This window comes from Gordonia caeni, assembly GCF_039537105.1.
GTDB lineage: Bacteria > Actinomycetota > Actinomycetes > Mycobacteriales > Mycobacteriaceae > Gordonia > Gordonia caeni.
Genome location: NZ_BAAAZW010000002.1, coordinates 490416 through 508287, shown reverse-complemented (window position 1 = coordinate 508287; position 17872 = coordinate 490416). Strand labels below are relative to the sequence as shown.

Here is a 17872-nt window from a genome sequence, read left to right as displayed (position 1 = left end):
GATCTACTGACAGCCAATTAACCATCAGGTGTTGCAAGGACCCCTAGAATCCGCCTCACCGGTCGGGGGCCGCCCCTGTTCGTCTACCTCTCTGCGAACATGACGATCCCGGACTCAGGACGCCGCGAGCGCTGTGCCGAGAACGATGAACCACAGCGGGGTGACGGTGAGAAAGACTCGCTCGGTGACGCCGAGGCAGCGTCGCCGGAGTGCGGGCAGCAACAATGCGGCGAGGAAGGCGTAGAAGCTGATCCGCACTACCCAGCGCATGACCCCCATCGCCTCCGCTGGCAGCACCGGGGTGAGGTCGAGGTTCACCATCGCCACGAACAGCCCGGCGAACTGGATGACGGCCAGCACCCAGTGGACGGCGCCGACGGCGGTGCGGCTCCGGCCGGTCGGATCAGTGGGGAAGCACAGCATGACGAGCAATGCGACGATCCCGACCCCGAAGAACACCCGCGGGACATCGGGACCGATGTCCCGCAGCACGCAGGCGACGAGGACGAGCCCGTAGGCGACCGCCGTGAGCACCCCCATGACCGTGAACTCGGCGCGGGAGCTTCCGGTGCCAAGGTCGCTGACCGTATGACTCCACAGGCTGAGATCGCGGCGGACGAGGTGCAGGTGAACGAACAGGACGAGACGGACGACCAGCAGCACGACGGCCGCAGCGGAGAGAACGGTGACGGTCACCTCTGAAAGATAGTGGCATGGTCCGGCGGGGCACCGCGGGAGGGCCGAGACAGCAGTCAGGCCCCTCCGGAACCCGTTCCGCAGCCAGGCCTGACAGCCCCTCTCGCGGCCCTCGAGAGTGCCGCCCCCTTTTCTCCTCTTCGCCCACCTTCCGCAGATTGTGACCAGACGATGGTCACAATGTGCGGTAGGTCAGTGAGGCACACGACAAGAAGAAGGCCCCCGCCAGACGTCATGTCTGGTGGGGGCCTTCTCGTGGTAGCGGGGGCAGGATTTGAACCTACGACCTCTGGGTTATGAGCCCAGCGAGCTACCGAGCTGCTCCACCCCGCGTTGCAGGGACTACGTTACACACGGCGCGACGGCCAAAGCAAATCGCTTCTGCCGCAGGGTGATCGACGGCACAAAGTGCTGGTGACGACGACGCCGCGGCGCTGGTCACGACGCCGGCCCGACGACGACACATACGCCGCCCGACCCCATCCCAGACGCCGACCGTTACCGCACACCGCGCTTCCCCGGCGTCGTTCGCCTCCGTCATCCATGTGATTTTCCTCACTGATGGGCTAGATTGGGGATGCACGACCACGGCGAAGGAGGAGTCATGGCCACCCATACCGCTCACGAAAGCCACGGCTGGCACCCGATGAGCATGGTCGGGTTCACCACCCTGATGGTCGGAGCGTGCTTCTCCGCGCTCTGGGTGATCACCCTGGCGGACCTGCCCGACAACAAGCCGATGAACATCGCCTACGGCGTGATCGCACTGACCCTGCTGGTGACCACCGCGGTGATCTTCACCTGGCTCACCCGCACACTGCACCACTCGCCGATGATTCCGGACAACACCCCGTCCGAGATCAAGCGGTATCTGGCCAAGGTTCGCCGCTAGCGGACCGAAGAGCCGGGGTACACCCGAAGCGCCGAGACGCAGTCCAGACGGCGGCACGGGTCACGCCCCTGCAGAAGATGGCGCGGGCCCTGTCACCACCGACAGGACCCGCGTCATCGTGCTGCGCCCGGCGACCGCACCCACGGTCGCCGGGCCTCGCTCAGCCGCCGAGCGATTCGTACTTGTTCACCGCGGCGTCGAGCCTGTTGAGCGCGTCGCCAAGCCGGCCGAGATCACCGCTGGACTGTGCCTCCTTGACCGCGGCCAACGCCGAACCGAGTTCCTTGACCGCCTCGGCACGCTCGGCGGAGTCACCGGTTCCGGTCGACGGCGCCGTGGCGCCGTTGGTGTCCGGCTTATCGTCGCCGTCGTCCGCGGCCTGCTGTTCGCTGCCCGGCTCGGCGGTCTCGCCCGCGAGCGTCGGCGTCGCCGCACTCGGGTTGATTCCGACCTGACTCAGGGCCTCGCCCACCGTCGGCGCGAAGCCGACGCGCACACCGTCGACACCTCCGGCCGCGTTGTAGTAGGTCAGCACGCGGTACAGCTTGGGCATGGCCGAGTCACCGGACTTGGCCTCGGTGTAGATCGGCTGCACGTACAGCAGTCCGTTGCCACCGACCGGCAGGGCGAGCAGGTTCCCGTAGATCACGTTGGTGTTCTCCAGGAGTTTGAGCTCCTGCTGCACCCGGGCGTTGGTCTTCATGTTCTCCGACGCCTGGCGCGGGCCGACGGTCTGCGTATCGGTCGGCAGCGTCTTGACCGTCAACTGCCCGTAGTTGTCCGGGTCGGAGTTCGCCGTCATGTAGGCGGCCATGTTCGGCCGATTCAGCGCGTTCATCACACCGGTCAGCTGGAACTGCGCCAGGTTCTCCCGGTTCGGCGCCGAGGCGGTGAAGTAGTACGGCGGCTGCTTCAGATTCAGATCCGCGTCGGTCCCCGGATCGGCGGGCACCGACCAGAAGTTGTTCGCCCGGAAGAACGTCTGGGCATCGTTGACGTGGTACCGCGTCAACAGTGAACGCTGCAGCTTGAACAAGTCCTCCGGGTACCGCAGATGGCTGCGCAGATCCGGTTTGGCGTCCAGTTCGGCCTTGGTCTTGACCGTGCCCGGGAACACCTTCATCCAGGTCTTGAGCACCGGATCGGTGTCGTCGGCCTGGTACATCTCCACGTCGCCGGTGTAGGCGTCCACGGTGGCCTTCACCGAGTTGCGGACGTACGACACCTCCTCGTTCACCTGGGTGCGCCCGGTGGTGCCGCTGTTGGCCTGACGGGAGTCGGCGGTGGCGTCCTGCAGGGACGTCCGCTGCGCGTACGGGTAGTTCTTCAGCGTCGTGTAGCCGTCGACGATCCACTTGATGGAGCCGTCGCCCATCACCGCCGGGTAGGTCCGCGAGTCCACGGTCAGCCACGGCGCGGCCTTCTTGACGCGGTCGCGCGGATCCCGGTTGTAGAGGATGCGCGAGTTCTCGTTCAGCGCGTTCGACAGCAGGAAGTTCCGCTCGCCGTACTTCATCGCGTACAGCATCCGCGTGCCCCAGTTGCTCAGCGGGACGCCGGAGTCGTCGGAGGTGTACGAGTACTGGGCGCCGTCGCCGTCGTACTCGCGGTCGCCGTCGGTGGATCCGACGATCGCGTAGTCGGGGGTCACCTTGGCGATCAGCTCGCCGAAGTAGATCCGCGGCTGCTTCACCTGGAACGGGGCGTTCTTCTGGAAATCCGGATTGTCCACCGTCTGGGTGTCGGCGACGATGAACACCGGCATGCCGCCGCGGTCGGACGAGGTGTCGTTCGACGAGGCCTCGTCCACCGTGTTGGCCTGCGCGGCGATGAAGCCGTTGCCGTGCGTGAAGACGGTGTGCTTGTTGATCCAGTTGGTCTGGTTCTCGCCCAGCCGCTCCGGATCGAGTTCACGGGCGGCGACGACGAAGTCGCGCTGCTCACCGTCCACCTCGTAGCGGTCCACCGCCAGCTGCGACGGGAAGCCGTACAGGTTCTTCAGCGCCTGACGCTGATAGAAGGCCCGGGTGAGCACGTTGGGGTCGAGGATGCGGATGTTACTGAGCGTCGCCTCGTCCGAGTTCACCTCCGCCGGAATCGCCTGCGTCCGGGTCCACTCGTTGTCGTAGGTGACGTCGAGGCCCTGACGTATCCGATAGGCATCCCGGGTGGCGGTGAGGTTGCGCTGGATGTATTCGGCTTCCCGGTCGGCCGCGCTCGGCTTCACCGCGAACTGCTCCATGGCGGCCGGCCAGACGACGCCGATGATCAGCGACGACAACAGCAGCAGCACCGCGCTGAGCGCCGGAATCCGCAAGTCACGCAGGAAGATCGCCGAGAAGAAGGCCAGCGCGCAGACGATCGCGATCGCCATCAGGATCAGCTTCGACGGCAGCACGTAGTTGATGTCGGTGTAGGTGGCACCGGTGAAGATGTCGCCGCGCCGGTCGCTGGTCAGCAGGTTGTAGCGGTCGAACCAGTACGCCACCGCCTTGAGCGCGACGAACAACCCGGCGATCACCGCGAGCTGGATGCGGGCCGGGCCGCTGATCATGCCGCGGCGGCCGCCGCCGCCAAGACGGATCCCGCCGAACACGTACTGGGTCAGCAGGTTCGCGACGAAGCCGATGCCCAGCGCCACGAACAGCAGGTCGAGCACCAGCCGGATGAACGGGAGGGTGAAGGCGTAGAAGCCGATGTCGATCCCGAACTGCGGGTCCTTGACCCCGAACGCCTCCCCGTGCAGGAAGGTCTGCACGGTGGCCCAGGAGGCCTGCGCCACCAGGCCGGCGAGCAGACCGATGATGATCGACGGTGCCAGCACCCCGAGCCGCGGGCGCTTGCCGACGGTCTCGCGGTAGCGGGCCAGCGGATCGTTGGGCGCGGCCGCCATCGCGTACGGCGGGCGGGACCGGTACGCGAAGTAGATACAGGCGAAGATGACGGCGCCCACCACCAGTGCCGTCACCAAGAACACGATCAGCCTCGTGACCACCATGGTCGACATGACCGACGAATAGCCGAGATCCGAATACCAGAGCCAGTCGGTGGTCAGTCCCACCAGACGTGGCCCTATCAGGAGCAACAGCAGCAGAACCACCACGACGGCGATCAGGATCTTGGTTCTGCGAGACAACGACGGCCGTCCGATCGGACTGCGCATACCCACCACGTTCGTAACTCCAATTGGGGGTCGAGGGACAGCAATTGCCTCCACCTTACTGAAACGCCCAGAACCGGCACCGGTCACAATGGTCGAGTGACGTTCTCGCAGGCCGATCTCGGCAACGCCCTCGCCCAATGCGCCGCCTACGCGGCCGAGCTTCCCTGGGGCTCCCCCGACCTTCTCTTCGCCCTCGTCCCCACCGAGGTACTGGTGCAGCAGGCCCCGGATCTGGTCGGCGACGGCGACGATTCCGCACTCAGCCCGGTGCTGCAGGACCCCGAGGATCCCTACGCCGACACCGCGACCCTGCTGGCCACCATCGGCTGGCCCGACCCGGTGGCCGGATGCGCACTGATCACCGAGATCACGGTGGTGCCGCCCGACGGCGACGAGGGCGACGGACGGCGCGCGCGGCTGTTCGGCGGCGTTCTGCGGACGGGATCACGACTGGCTCTGCTGGCGGTCGATCCCGTCGCTGATGACGACGACGATCCGGGTCACCTGCGCACCCACCCCGAGCTGGCCCCGGAATTGCTCGACGCGCTGGCCGCCACCTTCGACGAGGCCCCCGGCCCCGAAGCGGGGTCGACCGACTGACCGAATCGGGGTCCACCGACCAGGACGGCCCCGGACCCGCCGGTCAGCAGTGCGGGCGCTCGGCGCCGCTCTCGAGTGCCTCGAGGGAGTCGACGGCCCCGCTGAGCCGGTCCACCTTGATCAGCTCCAGACCGTCGGGCGCATCCCCGGTGGCCTCTGCGCAGTTGTCGGCGGGCACCAGGAAGGCGGTGGCCCCGGCCTCGCGGGCCGCCTTCAGCTTGTGCGTGATTCCGCCGATCGGGCCCACCGAGCCGTCCGGCACGATCGTGCCGGTCCCGGCGATGAACCGGCCGCCGGCCAGGTCGTCCTCGGTCATGTGGTCGATCACCGCGAGAGTCAACATCAGCCCGGCCGACGGCCCGCCGATGTCGCCGACGTTGTAGGTGATCTGGACGTTCGGGTCGGCGCTGACCACCTTCGGGGTCACGCCCAGGTAGCCGGCCTCGGGATCGTCGGGCCGGGGGGCGAGGGTGACGTCCACCACCTGCTCGTCCCCGCCGCGATTGACGGTCACCGCGATCTCGGAGCCCGGTGCCTTGGCCCGGACCTGCTCCTGGACGTCGGCGACCGTGCTGACCCCGGTGCCGTCGACCGCGACGATCACGTCGTTGACCTCCAGCTTCCCGGCGGCGGGACTGCCGTCGGCGACCGGTCCCACGCCCACGGCGGTGGGCCGCTTCAGGTAGGTCAGCGCCGCGCCGGTCGCGTTGTCCTCCGAGCTCGACATCTGCCGGGTGTTCTCCTGGCGCACCTCCTCGTCGGACGTGCCCTTGGGGAAGTACAGCTCCCGCGGCTGCAGCTGATACTTGCTGGAGACCCACATGCCGAGCGCGTCGAACAGGGTCAGCCCGTCGGTGAGCGAGACGGTGGTCAGGTTCAGGTTCCCGCTGGGATCGGCATCCACTCCCCCGGACACCTCCACCACGGGCTTGCCGTCGAGCTCGCCGAGGGTGTTCACCGTCGGCCCCGGGCTGAGCGCCACGTACGGCACGCGGGCGTTGCGGCCGACGAGCACGAAGACGATCAGGATGACCGCGGCGACGCCGATGGTGATCAGTCGCCGGCGCGAAGGGTTGAGCCTCATTCGGCACAGGGTAATCGACCCCGCCGCGCCGGGCTTTCGCCCGGTACCGTGGTGGCATGAGCGACTTGCCCTTCGGTTTCTCCTCGTCAGACGGCAGCGACGACGACCGTGATCGCGCGCGCCGCGACGACGGCGCCGCCGGTGATCCCGCGAACCCGTTCGGGAACCTCGGCGGGGCCGGTTTCGACCCGTCCATGCTGGGCGGCGCCGGTTTCGACCCGTCCATGCTCGGCCAGATGTTCAGCCAGCTCGGCCAGATGTTCAGCGGCATGGGCACGCCCGGCGCCGCCGGTTCGGGCCCGGTGAACTACGACGTCGCCGCCCGGCTGGCCCGCCAGCAGATCGGCGACTTCCGCCCCATGCTCGACGCCGAGGAACGCGCCGTCGCCGACGCCGTGCGCCTGGCCGAACTGTGGCTCGACGAGCAGACGACGCTGCCGGCCGGCATGACCGCGGCCCACGCGTGGACTCCCGTCGACTGGCTGGAGCAGACCCTGCCGACCTGGCAGTCGCTGTGCGATCCGATCGCCGCCTCGCTGGAGAACACCTGGCAGGACGGGCTCCCCGAAGAAGCCAAGTCGATGGCCGGCCCGATGCTCGGCATGATGTCAGGGCTCGGCGGGATGATGTTCGGCACGCAGCTGGGCCAGGGCCTTGGCCATCTGGCCAACGGTGTCCTGACCTCCACCGACATCGGTCTGCCGCTGGCTCCGCAGGGCACCGGGGCGCTACTTCCCGAGGCGATCGCGAAGTTCGCCGAGGGCCTGGACCTGCCCGGGCAGGACATCGTCGTCTTCCTGGCCGCCCGGGAGGCCGCGCACCAGCGGCTGTTCTCCGGGGTCGGCTGGCTGCGGCAGCGGCTGCTGTCGACGGTGGAGGACTACGCCCGCGGCATCAAACTGGACATGAGCGGTCTGGAACAGCTCGGCGCCGGCGTCGACCCGCAGGAGTTGCTCAGCAACCCCGGCAAGATGGAAGAGCTGATGGGCCAGGCGGCGGCCTTCGAACCGCAGCCGACGCCAGAACAGCAGGCCGCGCTCAGCCGGCTGGAGACGCTGCTGGCCCTCATCGAGGGCTGGGTGGAGCTCACCGTCGCCGACGCACTGGGCGACCGCATCCCGTCCACGGCGGCACTCACCGAGACCATGCGCCGCCGCCGCGCCACCGGCGGCCCCGCCGAACAGACCTTCGCCACTCTCATCGGCCTGGACCTGCGGCCCCGGAAGGTGCGCGAGGCCGCCGACCTGTGGCGCCGTCTGGGCGAGGCGGCCGCCGCCGACGGCGACGACACCGGTGTCCCGGCCGGCGCCGCGATCCGCGACGGCGTGTGGGCGCACCCCGACCTGTTGCCCGACGCCGAGGATCTGGACAACCCGGCCGGGTTCATCGACCGGGTGATCGGCGGAAGCACCGGCAGCTTCGACGACCCGATGGCCGAGCTGGAACGCACCATCGAGCAGGAACGCATCGAGCGCGAGGAACGCGGCGACGACGACGCCGGCTGACTCCGCGTCCGCGGGCCCCTGTGGACATCGGGCATCTGTGGACATCGGGCATCTGTGGACATCGGGCATCTGTGGACAACGCCCTCGACGCCGGCCGCCGGCGGTGACAGCGTGACTGCATGGGGCACACGAATCCGCATCGGCGGTTACCGATTCTCACGGCCGGCACCCCGGTGCTCACGCGCGGAGACGACAGTCTGCACATCGGCTGCGAGCCGGCCTCGGCACTGATCCTGCGCCTGGAGCCGCCGGCGGTGCCGAAGGCGGTGGCCCGGCTCCTCGAAGAACTGCGAACCCCGATCACCCGGGCCCAACTGGGCGGCCGGCTGCGCGCAGCCGGCCTGACCGGTGCCGCTTTCACCACCCTGCTCGACCGCCTGGTGGCGGCCGGCAAAGCGATCGATCCGGAGGTCACCCAGTCCACGCGGCTGCGGGTGCGCGTTCACGGACTGGGCGACCTCGCCCGGCATCTGGCCTCCGGGCTGATCGCCGCGGGCCTGCCGGTGATGACCGATCCGCTCGGTCCGGCGGCGCTCACCCAGACCCGGCGGCTGGACTGCAATCTGCTGGTGCTGGCCGATCGGCTGCTGGTGGATCCTGCGGTGCGACTGGCGCTGATGGCTGCGCGCACACCGCATCTGCCCGTCCGTGTGCTGGACGGGATCGGTGTGATCGGCCCGCTGGTGCTGCCCGGGCACTCCAGCTGCCTTCGCTGCGCGGACCTGTATCGCACCGAGGTAGATCCGGAATGGCCGGTGCTGGCCGCCCGGCTCGCCGCGAGCACCGGTGGCGCCGACCCGGAGACGATTTCGGTGACCGCCGCCCTGGCCTGTCGGGAGATCATCGGCATCGCGCGGCAGCTGGCCGCACCGGACGGTGCACCGCCGCAGACCGTCGATCACCGGCTGCAGGTCCATGCGCGACCGGCCGGCACCCGGCTGGCCCCGGCCCCTGCCCATCCGCGCTGCGACTGCCGGTCCACCCCGGCGCCCCTGCCAACTGCCGCCCGGGTCCACTATCCTCAAGACAGGCGAAAGGACAGCGTTGAGCGACATCACACGGGGGCAGGGCCGCCGCAATGCAAAACTGGCCGCGCTTCCCCTCGGCATGGCGGGGCGAGCAGCGGCAGGATTCGGCAAACGACTGGCCGGTAAAAGCAAGGACGAGGTCAGCGCTGAGCTGATGGAGAAGACCGCCGAACAGCTGTTCGCGGTCCTCGGCGAGCTCAAGGGCGGCGCCATGAAGGTGGGCCAGGCCCTGTCGATCATGGAGGCCGCCGTCCCCGAGGAGTTCGGCGAGCCCTTCCGCGATGCCCTGACCAAACTGCAGGCCGAAGCCCCGCCGATGCCCATCGAGACCGTGCACAAGGTCCTCGACCAGCAGCTCGGCACCCGCTGGCGCGAGCGCTTCACCTCCTTCGACGACGAGCCGGCCGCCTCGGCCAGCATCGGTCAGGTGCACCGGGCCGTCTGGGCGGACGGTCGGCCGGTGGCCGTGAAAGTGCAGTACCCGGGCGCCGACCACGCTCTCAAAGCCGACCTCAAGACGCTCAGCCGCATGTCGGGGCTGATTCAGAAGCTGTCGCCGGGCACCGACGCCAAGGCGATGATCGACGAACTGATCGATCGCACCGAAGACGAGCTCGACTACACCGCCGAGGCCGACAACCAGCGGGCCTTCGCCAAGGCCTTCGACGGCGACCCGGACTTCGTGGTCCCCAAAGTGGTGGCCAGCGCACCCAAGGTGATCGTTGCGGAGTGGATCACCGGCACCCGGCTGAGCAAGATCATCACCGACGGCACCCGCGAGCAGCGCAACGACGCCGCCACCAAGATGACCACTTTCGAGTTCAGCTCCCCTTCGCGGGTGGGACTGCTGCACGGCGATCCGCATCCGGGCAACTTCTTCGTGCTCGACGACGGCCGCTTCGGGATCCTGGACTTCGGGGCGATCGGCCGGTACCCGAACGGCCTGCCGCCGCAGACCGGACCGATCCTGGCGTTGGCGCGGGACCGGCGCTACGACGAACTCCGCGACAAGCTGGTGGAGCACGACTTCATCCGTGCCACCTACGCCGACCGGGTCACCGCCGAGGACCTGGCGAACTATCTGCAGCCCTACGTCGACCCGCTGTACAGCGACTCCTTCCACTTCACCCGCAAGTGGCTCCAGCGCGCGGCCGGGCGGGCCACCGACGTCAGCGGTGACGTCTACAAGACGTCCCGGCACCTGAACCTGCCCAAGGAATACGTGATGGTCTTCCGGGTGCTGCTGGGCTGCGTCGGTATCGCGGCGCAACTCGACGCGGAGGCGCCCTACCGCGCGATCATGTATCGCTGGGTGCCCGGACTGGAGGAGCAGCTGCCCGCGGCGGAGTGAGGCCGCCGGCGGCCAGCCGGTCTTTCGCCGCCTGCAGGCCGGCGCGCGCGGTCTTCCGGTCCACACCCCGTCCGACGGCCAGGGTCACCAGCAGCGACTCGGCCACCAGGTCGTGCGCGCCGCTCAGATGCCCGGCGATCGAGAGCATGGCCAGCCCGTGCACGGCGCTCCACACCTCACCCGCCATCAGCAGCAGGTTCCCGCCGTCGGCGTCCACCCCGCGCTGCAGCGTCGCCATCATCGCCTCGAACGCCCGCCGGCCGGCGGGCGAATCGGTCGGCCGCCCCTCGACGACCAGATTGCTCCGCCGCAGCTCGTCCCACTCCGGCGAGGTGTGCTGGAACATCAGCGTGTACAGCTGCGGATGCGCGGTCGCGAAATCCAGGTAGGCGAGCCCCAGCAGCTGCAGGTCGGCGACCGGATCGTCGCTGGCCGCGAATGATTCCAGCACCTCGGCGAACTCGGTGAAGCCGCGCTCGCAGACCGCGCCGGCCACCGCACCGACACTGCCGAACCGGGTGTAGACGGCCATCGTCGAGACCCCGGAGGCCGCCGCGAGGCCGCGCACCGTGAGCGCGGCGACGCCGGACTGACTGATGATCCGGTAGGCCTCGTCGACCAGACGGGACCGGATCGGATCTGAATCGGTGCCGGCTTCGCCGTCCGACTGCCCCTTGCGCATTTCCATAACACCGTTATGCTAGTCCTATAACGTGGTTATAGCCTGTCGCATGGATCACCCGGAGGCGAGAGTCATGGCAGCCAACCAGTTCCTGTCCGGCGAGTTCGCGCCGACGCGCGCCGAATACACCGTCTTCGATCTGCCGGTCACCGGCACCCTGCCCGAACAGTTGACCGGGCGCTACCTGCGCAACGGCCCCAACCCCGTCGCGGACGTGGATCCGGACACCTACAACTGGTTCACCGGCGACGGCATGGTGCACGGGATCGCCCTGGAAGCGGGCACCGCCCGCTGGTACCGGAGCCGGTGGGTCGATTCGGAGGCCACCTCGGCCGCGCTTGCCGACCGCGGCATCCACCGCACGCCACCGGACGGGGCCGGACGATCGTTCCTGCGCGGTCCGGGCGCCAACACCAATGTCATCGGCTTCGGCGGGCGCACCCTGGCACTGGTCGAGGCCGGGCTGGGCTGCGCCGAGCTGGGCACCGAGCTCGACACGCTGGACGTCTGCGATTTCGACGGCACCGTCCGGGACGGATTCACCGCGCACCCGATCGAGGACTCCGCCACCGGCGAACTGCACGCGATCAGCTACCACTTCGGGCTCGGCGACAAGGTGCGCTACACGGTGATCGGCACCGACGGCCGGGCCCGGCGGACGGTGGACATCACCGTCGGCGGCAGCCCGATGATGCACGCCTTCTCGCTCACCGAATCGTCGGTGATCATCTACGACCTGCCGGTGGTCTTCGACGCCCGCCAGGCGACCGACACTGTCCCCGGCCCCTTCCGGCCGCTGGCCCGCAGGGCCCTGAGCGCCGCGGTCGGTCGGCTGCCTCTCCCGCACGCGCTGATCGGGCGGAGGCCGCCGGGCGGCGCCGGTGCGCTGCCGTACCGGTGGGACCGGAGCTACCCGGCGCGCGTCGGCGTGCTTCCCCGCGACGGCTCCGATGCGGACGTCCGATGGATCGAGGTGGAGCCCTGCTACGTCTACCACCCGCTCAATGCCTTCGATCACGGCGGCGAGGTGGTGATCGATCTGGTGGTGCACCAGCGCACCTTCGATCAGGACCTGCACGGGCCCACCGAGGGGCATCCGGGTCTGGAACGGTGGACGCTCGATCCGGCCGCCGGCACCTGCCGGCGCACCCCGCGCTGGGATCGTGAAGTGGAGTTCCCGCGCGGCGACGAGCGGGTCACCGGCCGCGCCCACCGGACCGGATGGGCGGTCGTCACCGAGGGCGACCGGTTCTTCTCCGGAAACATCGTCCGGATCGGCGACGACGGTGCGGCCGCCACCCGCAGTTTCGGGCCGGGCACCGCGGCGGGCGAGTTCGTTTTCGTGCCGCGTTCGGACACGGCCCCGGAGGGTGATGGCTTCGTGATGGGGTTGGTCACCGATCTGGCGCAGGACCGGTCCCGGCTCGCCGTCCTGGATGCTCAGACGCTGGAAGACGTTGCCGCCGTACATCTTCCACAGCGGGTGCCGCCCGGCTTCCACGGCAACTGGCTGCCAGGCGAGACCGGCTGAGCGCTCGCCGATCGGCGAGCGTTCAGCCGGCGTTCTTGCGCGGCCGGCCGCGCGGGCGCTTACGGGCGATGACGGTGCCGCGATCGAAGATCTCGCCGCCCCAGACCCCCCAGGGTTCGCCGCGGTCGATGGCCTCGGCCAGGCACGGCTGCTGCAGCGGACACTCGCGGCACAGGGCCTTGGCGGCCTCCAGATCGGCGGGCTCTTCCGCGAACCACAGGTCCGCGTCGCCGCTCTGACACGGCAGTTCTATGCGTTGCGGGATCGTCAGATCCCTGGTGTCTCCCATCAGCGGGGAGTTCAGGTCGGTGATAGTCATACGGTGGGCTTTCGCGAGGAATGGGCATGGGAGTCCTTGCGCGATACCCCGGGCGGAGCAGAAGAGACGGCCCCGGGGAGTCGCTGACGCGATTCGCCGAGGCCGGGTGGTGACTGGATCAGTCCGTCGGATACTCGTGAAGGATCGACGGGCCGAAGGCCTCGGGGAATCGCCGGCGCGCTCGTGCAGCGGCGGGTACGCGTGCTGCAGCCAGATGGGCGCCGTGCCAGATGCTCTTCATCGGGGCGATTCCTTTCTCAAATCGATCAGCGAGTGAACGACGACCAGGTTACGCCGCAGACGATAGGCGCACAAACCATTTTCGACCTGCAGTTACTCCGGTCAGGCCCGGCTGCGGTGCGCGGCGATCACCTCGAGGACGGCCGGTCCGATCATCTCGATGCGCTCAGGCGTCATCCCGCTGATCCGCCTCAGGTCGTCGGTGCCGGCCGGCAGCACCCGCGCGAGTTGTTTGAGGGCGTTGCTACTACAGACGTTGACCTCGTGCAGATCGTTGTCGTCCGCGTAGCCCGTGCGCCAGTCCTTCAGCGCCTCGTAGACCGCCTTGTCCGGCCCCGACGGCGGCGCGGGCACACCCCCCTCGCCGGTCCCGCCGGTCGAGCCCGTCCCGCCGGTCGAGCGCAGTCGAGACCCTCTCGGATCGGCGGCCACCAGCCCGTCGAGGAAGCGGGACCGGCGGCGGGTGGCCGGACGGCCCTCGCTCCGGGCCAGGCTCCACGACAGGTGCAGGTGCTCGCGGGCGCGGGTGACGCCGACGTACAGCAGCCGCCGCTCCTCTTCGAGCTCGTCCGGCGTGCTGCTGGCCCGGCCGAGCGGCACCGAGCCCTCATGCAGACCGGTGAGCAGCACGGCATCCCATTCCAGGCCCTTGGCCGCGTGCAGGGTGGCCAGGGTGACGCCGCTCCCGGCATCACCGCCGGTTCGTGCCCGGTCGGTGAGCGCACCGACCACCTCGGCGAAGGTCGGCGTCGACCGTTCGGCGATCACCTCGTCGGCCAGCTCGGCCAGCTTGGCCATCTGCTGCCAGTTGGCGCGGGCCTGCGCGCCCGGCGGCGCGGCGTCGGCGTAGCCGAACGGCCGCAGCGCCGCCCGTACCGCCTCGCCGGGTTCCATCGGCGGCGGGTCCTGGCGGGCCAGGCCCGCCAGCCTCCGCAGCGCGGCCGCCACCTGGGGACGCTCGAAGAATCCTTTGTCACCGCGCACGCGATAGTCGACGCCGGCCGCGGCCAGAGCCTCCTCGTAGGCCTCGGACTGCACGTTGATGCGGTAGAGCACGGCGATCTCGCCGGCCGGCACCCCGGCGCGCAGCAGGCGTTTGACCTCGGCGACCACCGTCACCACCTCGGCGTTCTCATCCGGAAGCTCGGCGAGGACCGGCTCCGGGCCGTCGGCGCGCATGCCGACCAGCTCGAGCCGGCTCCCGGCCACCCGTCCCTTCGCCTGCCCGATGACACCGTTGGCCAGCGCCACCACCTGCGGCGTCGAGCGGTAGTCGCGTTCCAGGCGGACCAGCGCCGCGTCCGGGTAGGTGCGCGTGAAGCCGAGCAGGTAGTCGGGGGTGGCGCCGGTGAAGCTGTAGATGGTCTGGTTGGCGTCGCCGACCACGGTCAGATCGTCGCGGCCGCCCAGCCACGCCTGCAGCAGATGCTGCTGAATCGGGGTGACGTCCTGGTACTCGTCGACGACGAAACACCGGTACCGCGACCGGAACTCTTCGGCGATCGCCGGGTCCCCGCCCAGAATCTCGGCGGTGTAGATGATCAGGTCCTCGAAATCGAAGAACCGCTCCCCCGGCGACCCGAGTTTGGCCTCCTCGTAGGCGGCGAAGACCTGCGCGACCGTCTCGGCGCGCGTCGGCAGGTCGCGCCCGGGGGCGTGCTGCACGTAGCCGTCCGGACCGATCATGCACGACTTGGCCCATTCGATCTCCGCGGCCAGGTCGCGGATCAGTTCGCGGTCGGCGGTGTCCAGACCGGCGTCCCGGGCGGCGCGGGCGACCATCGGGAACTTGCTACTCATCAGCTCCCAGCGGGTCTGCCCCACCGCCAGCGGCCAGAAGTAGCGGAGCTGGCGCAAGGCGGCCGCGTGGAAGGTGAGCGCCGAGACCCGGCTGCCGGGCCCGGCGATGCCCAGGGCGGCCAGACGCTGGCGCATCTCGGCGGCGGCGCGGGCGGTGAAGGTGACGGCGAGGACCTGGCTCGGGTTCACCTGCCCCGAGTCCACCAGCGCGGCGATGCGGCGGGTGATGGTGCGGGTCTTGCCGGTGCCCGCGCCGGCGAGCACGCAGACCGGCCCGCGCGGGGCCAGGACGGCTTCGAGTTGCTGCGGGTCGAGGCCGTCGGTGATACCGGCGGAACTCGGTCGAGCGGTCATGGCCTCACGGTCCCATGCACCCCCGACAGGGCCGTTTCGTCCGCCGGCTGAGCGGGGCCGAGGAAGGAGGTCCGAGTCGAAGTCACGACGACAACACCGCATCATCCGCGTTCCGCGGAACGCGATACGCGATGCCTTCGACACAGCCCTTCACTGCGTTCAGGACCGGCTCAGGCAGCGAAGAACCAGGCCCGGCACCGCCACCCGACACCACCGGCTCAGGCAGCGAAGAACCAGGCCCGGCACCCCCACCCGACACCACCGCCTCAGGCGACGAAGAATCGGGCCCGGCGGGGCGGGGCGCCGGTGTACGGCTCGGGGTCAGAGCAGACCCAGTTCGGACATGACCTCACCGATGCCCGGGTTGGTCTTGGTGGAACCGTCGGCGAACTTGACCGTGGGCACCACGTGGTTGCCGCCGTTGACGCTGCCGACGAACTCGGCCGCAGCCGGATCGGCCTCGATGTCGATCTCGGTGTACTCGATCTCGTTGCGGTCCAGGCTGGACTTGAGACGTTTGCAGAACGGGCACCACGAGGTGGTGTACACAGTCAGATCGGCCATACCGGCCATTCTAGGGGCCGGGTCCGGGCAGCCGCCCAGCTGGTGATCAGCGACCGGGCGATGGACACTTGCGGCGGAAGCATCAGGGTCACCGGCCGATCCGGTTCGCCGTCCACGTCCGCACCCCAGTCCGCCTCCCGCTCCAGCGCCCGGTTCACCTCGTCTCGAGTGAACCACTGTGCCTGCGCCAGTTCCCCGTCCAGCAGCGCCAGCGGCTGGTCCGGATCGGCGATCACCTCGAAGCCGAGCATCAGCGATCGCGGGAACGGCCACGGCTGCGACCCGAGATAGTGCGGCGAATGGGCGACGATGCCGGCCTCTTCGGCCACTTCGCGGATCACGCACTGCTCCAGCGACTCCCCCGGCTCCACGAAACCGGCGAGGGTGGAGAACCACGGGTACGGCCAGGCGTGCTGCCGTCCCAGCAGGATGGCGTCGGCGCCGTCGTGGACCACCATGATCACCGCGGGGTCGGTGCGCGGGTACTCCTCGGTGCCGTCGGCGTTGCGCCGCACCCAGCCCGCGCGGTCGATGATCGTCGGCGCACCGTCCACCGGCGAGAACAGCGCCGACCGATGCCAGTTGAGCATCCCCAGGGCGGTGGCCAGCAGACCCGCCTCGTCCGGGGAGAGCAGGTGCGCGCCGGCGCGAGGATCGCTCAGCGGCCCGGGCACCTCGTCGCCGCGCAGCGCCCACAGGTGCGTCTCGCCGGAGACGCCGAGGAAGACGGCCTCCTCCGGCGGAGTCGCCGCCAGCTCGGCCGCCGGCGACCACCGCAGGGCACCGGTGGTCGGTCCGGGCCCGGGGTCGACCGGGTAGCGGCCGCGCGGATCGATCAGCAGCACCCGGGCCTGCTCCCAGCCCGCGGCGAGTTGTGCGTGCTCGGCCCGCAGGTGATCGGCACGATCGAAGTGGGCCTGAGACAGCAGCGGCGGTGTGAGGAACTCGAAGGCGGCCACAGCGCAGTCAGCCCCGCTCGCCCTGCCGGACGTACAGCAGCCGGTCGCCCACTTCGATCTCCTCGACCTCCGCGTCGCCCACCCGGTACAGGACGCCGTCGCGCACCACGCCCAGTACCAGGTCGCGCGTGTGCGCCGGCGAGCCGCCGGTTTCGGTGGGCTCCACCTCGCGCTCGGCGATGGCGTAGCCCTCCTCGGGGCTGAGCAGGTCTTCGACCACCTCCACCACCGACGGGGTGATGGTGGCGATGCCGAGCAGACGTCCCGCCGTCTCCGAGGACACCACCACCGAGTTGGCGCCGGACTGGCGCATCAGGTGGGTGTTCTCCGACTCGCGGATGGCGACGACGATCTTGGCGCGCGGATTCAACTCCCGCGCGGTGAGCGTCACCATCACCGCGGTGTCGTCTCGGTTGGCGGCGATCACCAGCGCGGAGGCGTGCTGAACGCCGGCCAGACGCAGGACGTCGGACTTGGTGGCGTCACCGCGGACGGTCACCAGACCGTCGGCGGCGGCCGCGTCGAGCGCGGCCTGATCGTCGTCGACCACCACCACCTCGCTGGGGCGGACGCCGTCGGCGACGACGGCCGCGGTGGCGGTCCGGCCCTTGGTGCCGTATCCGACGACGACGGTGTGGTTGCGCACCCGATTCCTCCAGTTCTGGATCTTGATCGCCTGCCGCGACCGCTCGGTGAGGACTTCCAGCGTGGTACCGATCAGCACGATCAGGAAGAGCACGCGCAGCGGGGTGACGAAGATGACGTTGATCAGCCGGGCGGATTCGCTGACCGGGGCGATGTCACCGTATCCCGTGGTCGAGAGGGTGACCGCCGAGTAGTACAGCGCGTCGAGGTAGGTGAGCGTGCCGCCCTTGGTGTCGCGGTAGCCGTTGCGATCGAGGTAGACCACGATCGAGCAGACGAACAGGGCCGCCAGCGCCCACAGGATGCGCCGGCCGATCGCGCGCGCCGGGCTGGTCTCGAGCTCGGGGATGCGGATGATGCCCACGAGTGCGTGATCGGGCTTGCCGACCAGGTCGCCGGTGCCCTGCTGACCGCGCCGCAGCCGTTTACGCATCGCGCGTCCTGGGAGTGCACGTCCTC

Annotated in this window: 16 protein-coding genes and 1 tRNA gene; 6 read left to right on the top strand and 11 right to left on the bottom strand. The window is 69.5% G+C overall.

Annotated features, from left to right (window positions below):
- Positions 1-114: 114 nt before the first annotated feature.
- Positions 115-696, bottom strand: a complete 582-nt coding sequence (locus ABD732_RS05130) for a DUF998 domain-containing protein (protein ID WP_344781240.1) — start codon at positions 694-696, stop codon at positions 115-117.
- A gap of 256 nt (positions 697-952) precedes the next feature.
- Positions 953-1029 (bottom strand) — tRNA-Met (locus ABD732_RS05125).
- A 271-nt stretch (positions 1030-1300) separates the two neighbouring features.
- Between ABD732_RS05125 and ABD732_RS05120 the strand changes: the two genes are divergently transcribed.
- On the top strand, positions 1301-1588 hold the full coding sequence (locus ABD732_RS05120) for a hypothetical protein (RefSeq protein ID WP_344781238.1): 288 nt from the start codon (positions 1301-1303) through the stop codon (positions 1586-1588).
- Positions 1589-1748: 160 nt separating this feature from the next.
- Here the strand turns inward: ABD732_RS05120 and ABD732_RS05115 are convergent, their stop codons facing one another.
- Complete coding sequence (locus ABD732_RS05115; RefSeq protein ID WP_344781236.1) at positions 1749-4751, bottom strand: UPF0182 family protein; 3003 nt, start codon at positions 4749-4751, stop codon at positions 1749-1751.
- A gap of 96 nt (positions 4752-4847) precedes the next feature.
- Between ABD732_RS05115 and ABD732_RS05110 the strand changes: the two genes are divergently transcribed.
- On the top strand, positions 4848-5351 hold the full coding sequence (locus ABD732_RS05110; RefSeq protein ID WP_344781234.1) for a PPA1309 family protein: 504 nt from the start codon (positions 4848-4850) through the stop codon (positions 5349-5351).
- A 43-nt stretch (positions 5352-5394) separates the two neighbouring features.
- On the opposite strand, the gene ABD732_RS05105 is transcribed toward ABD732_RS05110, so the two are convergent.
- Positions 5395-6435, bottom strand: a complete 1041-nt coding sequence (locus ABD732_RS05105; RefSeq protein WP_344781232.1) for a YlbL family protein — start codon at positions 6433-6435, stop codon at positions 5395-5397.
- Positions 6436-6491: 56 nt separating this feature from the next.
- On the opposite strand from ABD732_RS05105, the gene ABD732_RS05100 reads away from it, so the two are divergent.
- From ABD732_RS05100 to ABD732_RS05090, 3 genes are all read left to right on the top strand, one after another.
- Positions 6492-7940 carry a zinc-dependent metalloprotease gene (locus tag ABD732_RS05100; RefSeq protein WP_344781230.1) on the top strand — a complete coding sequence of 483 codons (1449 nt, stop codon included), beginning with the start codon at positions 6492-6494 and terminating at the stop codon, positions 7938-7940.
- A gap of 119 nt (positions 7941-8059) precedes the next feature.
- A complete protein-coding gene (locus ABD732_RS05095) occupies positions 8060-9094 on the top strand; it encodes a hypothetical protein (protein WP_344781228.1) in 1035 nt (344 codons plus the stop codon).
- Positions 8985-10319 (top strand): ABC1 kinase family protein, encoded by a 1335-nt coding sequence (locus ABD732_RS05090; protein ID WP_344781226.1) that lies wholly within the window; start codon positions 8985-8987, stop codon positions 10317-10319. Before ABD732_RS05095 ends, ABD732_RS05090 begins: the two co-directional genes overlap by 110 nt.
- Here ABD732_RS05090 and ABD732_RS05085 read toward each other — a convergent pair.
- Positions 10267-11007, bottom strand: a complete 741-nt coding sequence (locus tag ABD732_RS05085) for a TetR/AcrR family transcriptional regulator (RefSeq protein ID WP_344781224.1) — start codon at positions 11005-11007, stop codon at positions 10267-10269. The two genes, ABD732_RS05090 and ABD732_RS05085, sit on opposite strands and share 53 nt — an antisense overlap.
- A gap of 67 nt (positions 11008-11074) precedes the next feature.
- On the opposite strand from ABD732_RS05085, the gene ABD732_RS05080 reads away from it, so the two are divergent.
- Positions 11075-12532 carry a carotenoid oxygenase family protein gene (locus ABD732_RS05080; RefSeq protein ID WP_344781222.1) on the top strand — a complete coding sequence of 486 codons (1458 nt, stop codon included), beginning with the start codon at positions 11075-11077 and terminating at the stop codon, positions 12530-12532.
- Positions 12533-12554: 22 nt separating this feature from the next.
- On the opposite strand, the gene ABD732_RS05075 is transcribed toward ABD732_RS05080, so the two are convergent.
- From ABD732_RS05075 to ABD732_RS05050, 6 genes are all read right to left on the bottom strand, one after another.
- On the bottom strand, positions 12555-12821 hold the full coding sequence (locus ABD732_RS05075) for a WhiB family transcriptional regulator (protein WP_344781288.1): 267 nt from the start codon (positions 12819-12821) through the stop codon (positions 12555-12557).
- Between the two features lie 148 nt (positions 12822-12969).
- Positions 12970-13092, bottom strand: coding sequence for a hypothetical protein (locus ABD732_RS05070; protein ID WP_344781220.1), 123 nt, complete (start codon positions 13090-13092; stop codon positions 12970-12972).
- 101 nt (positions 13093-13193) lie between these two features.
- A complete protein-coding gene (locus ABD732_RS05065) occupies positions 13194-15245 on the bottom strand; it encodes an ATP-dependent DNA helicase UvrD2 (RefSeq protein ID WP_344781218.1) in 2052 nt (683 codons plus the stop codon).
- Positions 15246-15566: 321 nt separating this feature from the next.
- Complete coding sequence (locus tag ABD732_RS05060) at positions 15567-15818, bottom strand: mycoredoxin (RefSeq protein ID WP_344781216.1); 252 nt, start codon at positions 15816-15818, stop codon at positions 15567-15569.
- Complete coding sequence (gene nudC, locus ABD732_RS05055) at positions 15797-16768, bottom strand: NAD(+) diphosphatase (RefSeq protein WP_344781214.1); 972 nt, start codon at positions 16766-16768, stop codon at positions 15797-15799. Before nudC ends, ABD732_RS05060 begins: the two co-directional genes overlap by 22 nt.
- Before the next feature lie 7 nt (positions 16769-16775).
- Positions 16776-17846, bottom strand: a complete 1071-nt coding sequence (locus ABD732_RS05050; RefSeq protein ID WP_344781212.1) for a potassium channel family protein — start codon at positions 17844-17846, stop codon at positions 16776-16778.
- Positions 17847-17872: the final 26 nt, after the last annotated feature.

What these genes read in the sequence shown, in the direction of transcription:
- ABD732_RS05120 (WP_344781238.1), top strand. Translation starts at nt 1,301, where the DNA reads ATGGCCACCCATACCGCTCACGAAAGCCACGGCTGGCACCCGATGAGC.
- ABD732_RS05115 (WP_344781236.1), bottom strand. Translation starts at nt 4,751, where the DNA reads ATGCGCAGTCCGATCGGACGGCCGTCGTTGTCTCGCAGAACCAAGATC.
- ABD732_RS05105 (WP_344781232.1), bottom strand. Translation starts at nt 6,435, where the DNA reads ATGAGGCTCAACCCTTCGCGCCGGCGACTGATCACCATCGGCGTCGCC.
- ABD732_RS05100 (WP_344781230.1), top strand. Translation starts at nt 6,492, where the DNA reads ATGAGCGACTTGCCCTTCGGTTTCTCCTCGTCAGACGGCAGCGACGAC.
- ABD732_RS05095 (WP_344781228.1), top strand. Translation starts at nt 8,060, where the DNA reads ATGGGGCACACGAATCCGCATCGGCGGTTACCGATTCTCACGGCCGGC.
- ABD732_RS05085 (WP_344781224.1), bottom strand. Translation starts at nt 11,007, where the DNA reads ATGGAAATGCGCAAGGGGCAGTCGGACGGCGAAGCCGGCACCGATTCA.
- ABD732_RS05080 (WP_344781222.1), top strand. Translation starts at nt 11,075, where the DNA reads ATGGCAGCCAACCAGTTCCTGTCCGGCGAGTTCGCGCCGACGCGCGCC.
- ABD732_RS05075 (WP_344781288.1), bottom strand. Translation starts at nt 12,821, where the DNA reads ATGGGAGACACCAGGGATCTGACGATCCCGCAACGCATAGAACTGCCG.
- ABD732_RS05070 (WP_344781220.1), bottom strand. Translation starts at nt 13,092, where the DNA reads ATGAAGAGCATCTGGCACGGCGCCCATCTGGCTGCAGCACGCGTACCC.
- ABD732_RS05065 (WP_344781218.1), bottom strand. Translation starts at nt 15,245, where the DNA reads ATGACCGCTCGACCGAGTTCCGCCGGTATCACCGACGGCCTCGACCCG.
- ABD732_RS05060 (WP_344781216.1), bottom strand. Translation starts at nt 15,818, where the DNA reads ATGGCCGGTATGGCCGATCTGACTGTGTACACCACCTCGTGGTGCCCG.
- ABD732_RS05050 (WP_344781212.1), bottom strand. Translation starts at nt 17,846, where the DNA reads ATGCGTAAACGGCTGCGGCGCGGTCAGCAGGGCACCGGCGACCTGGTC.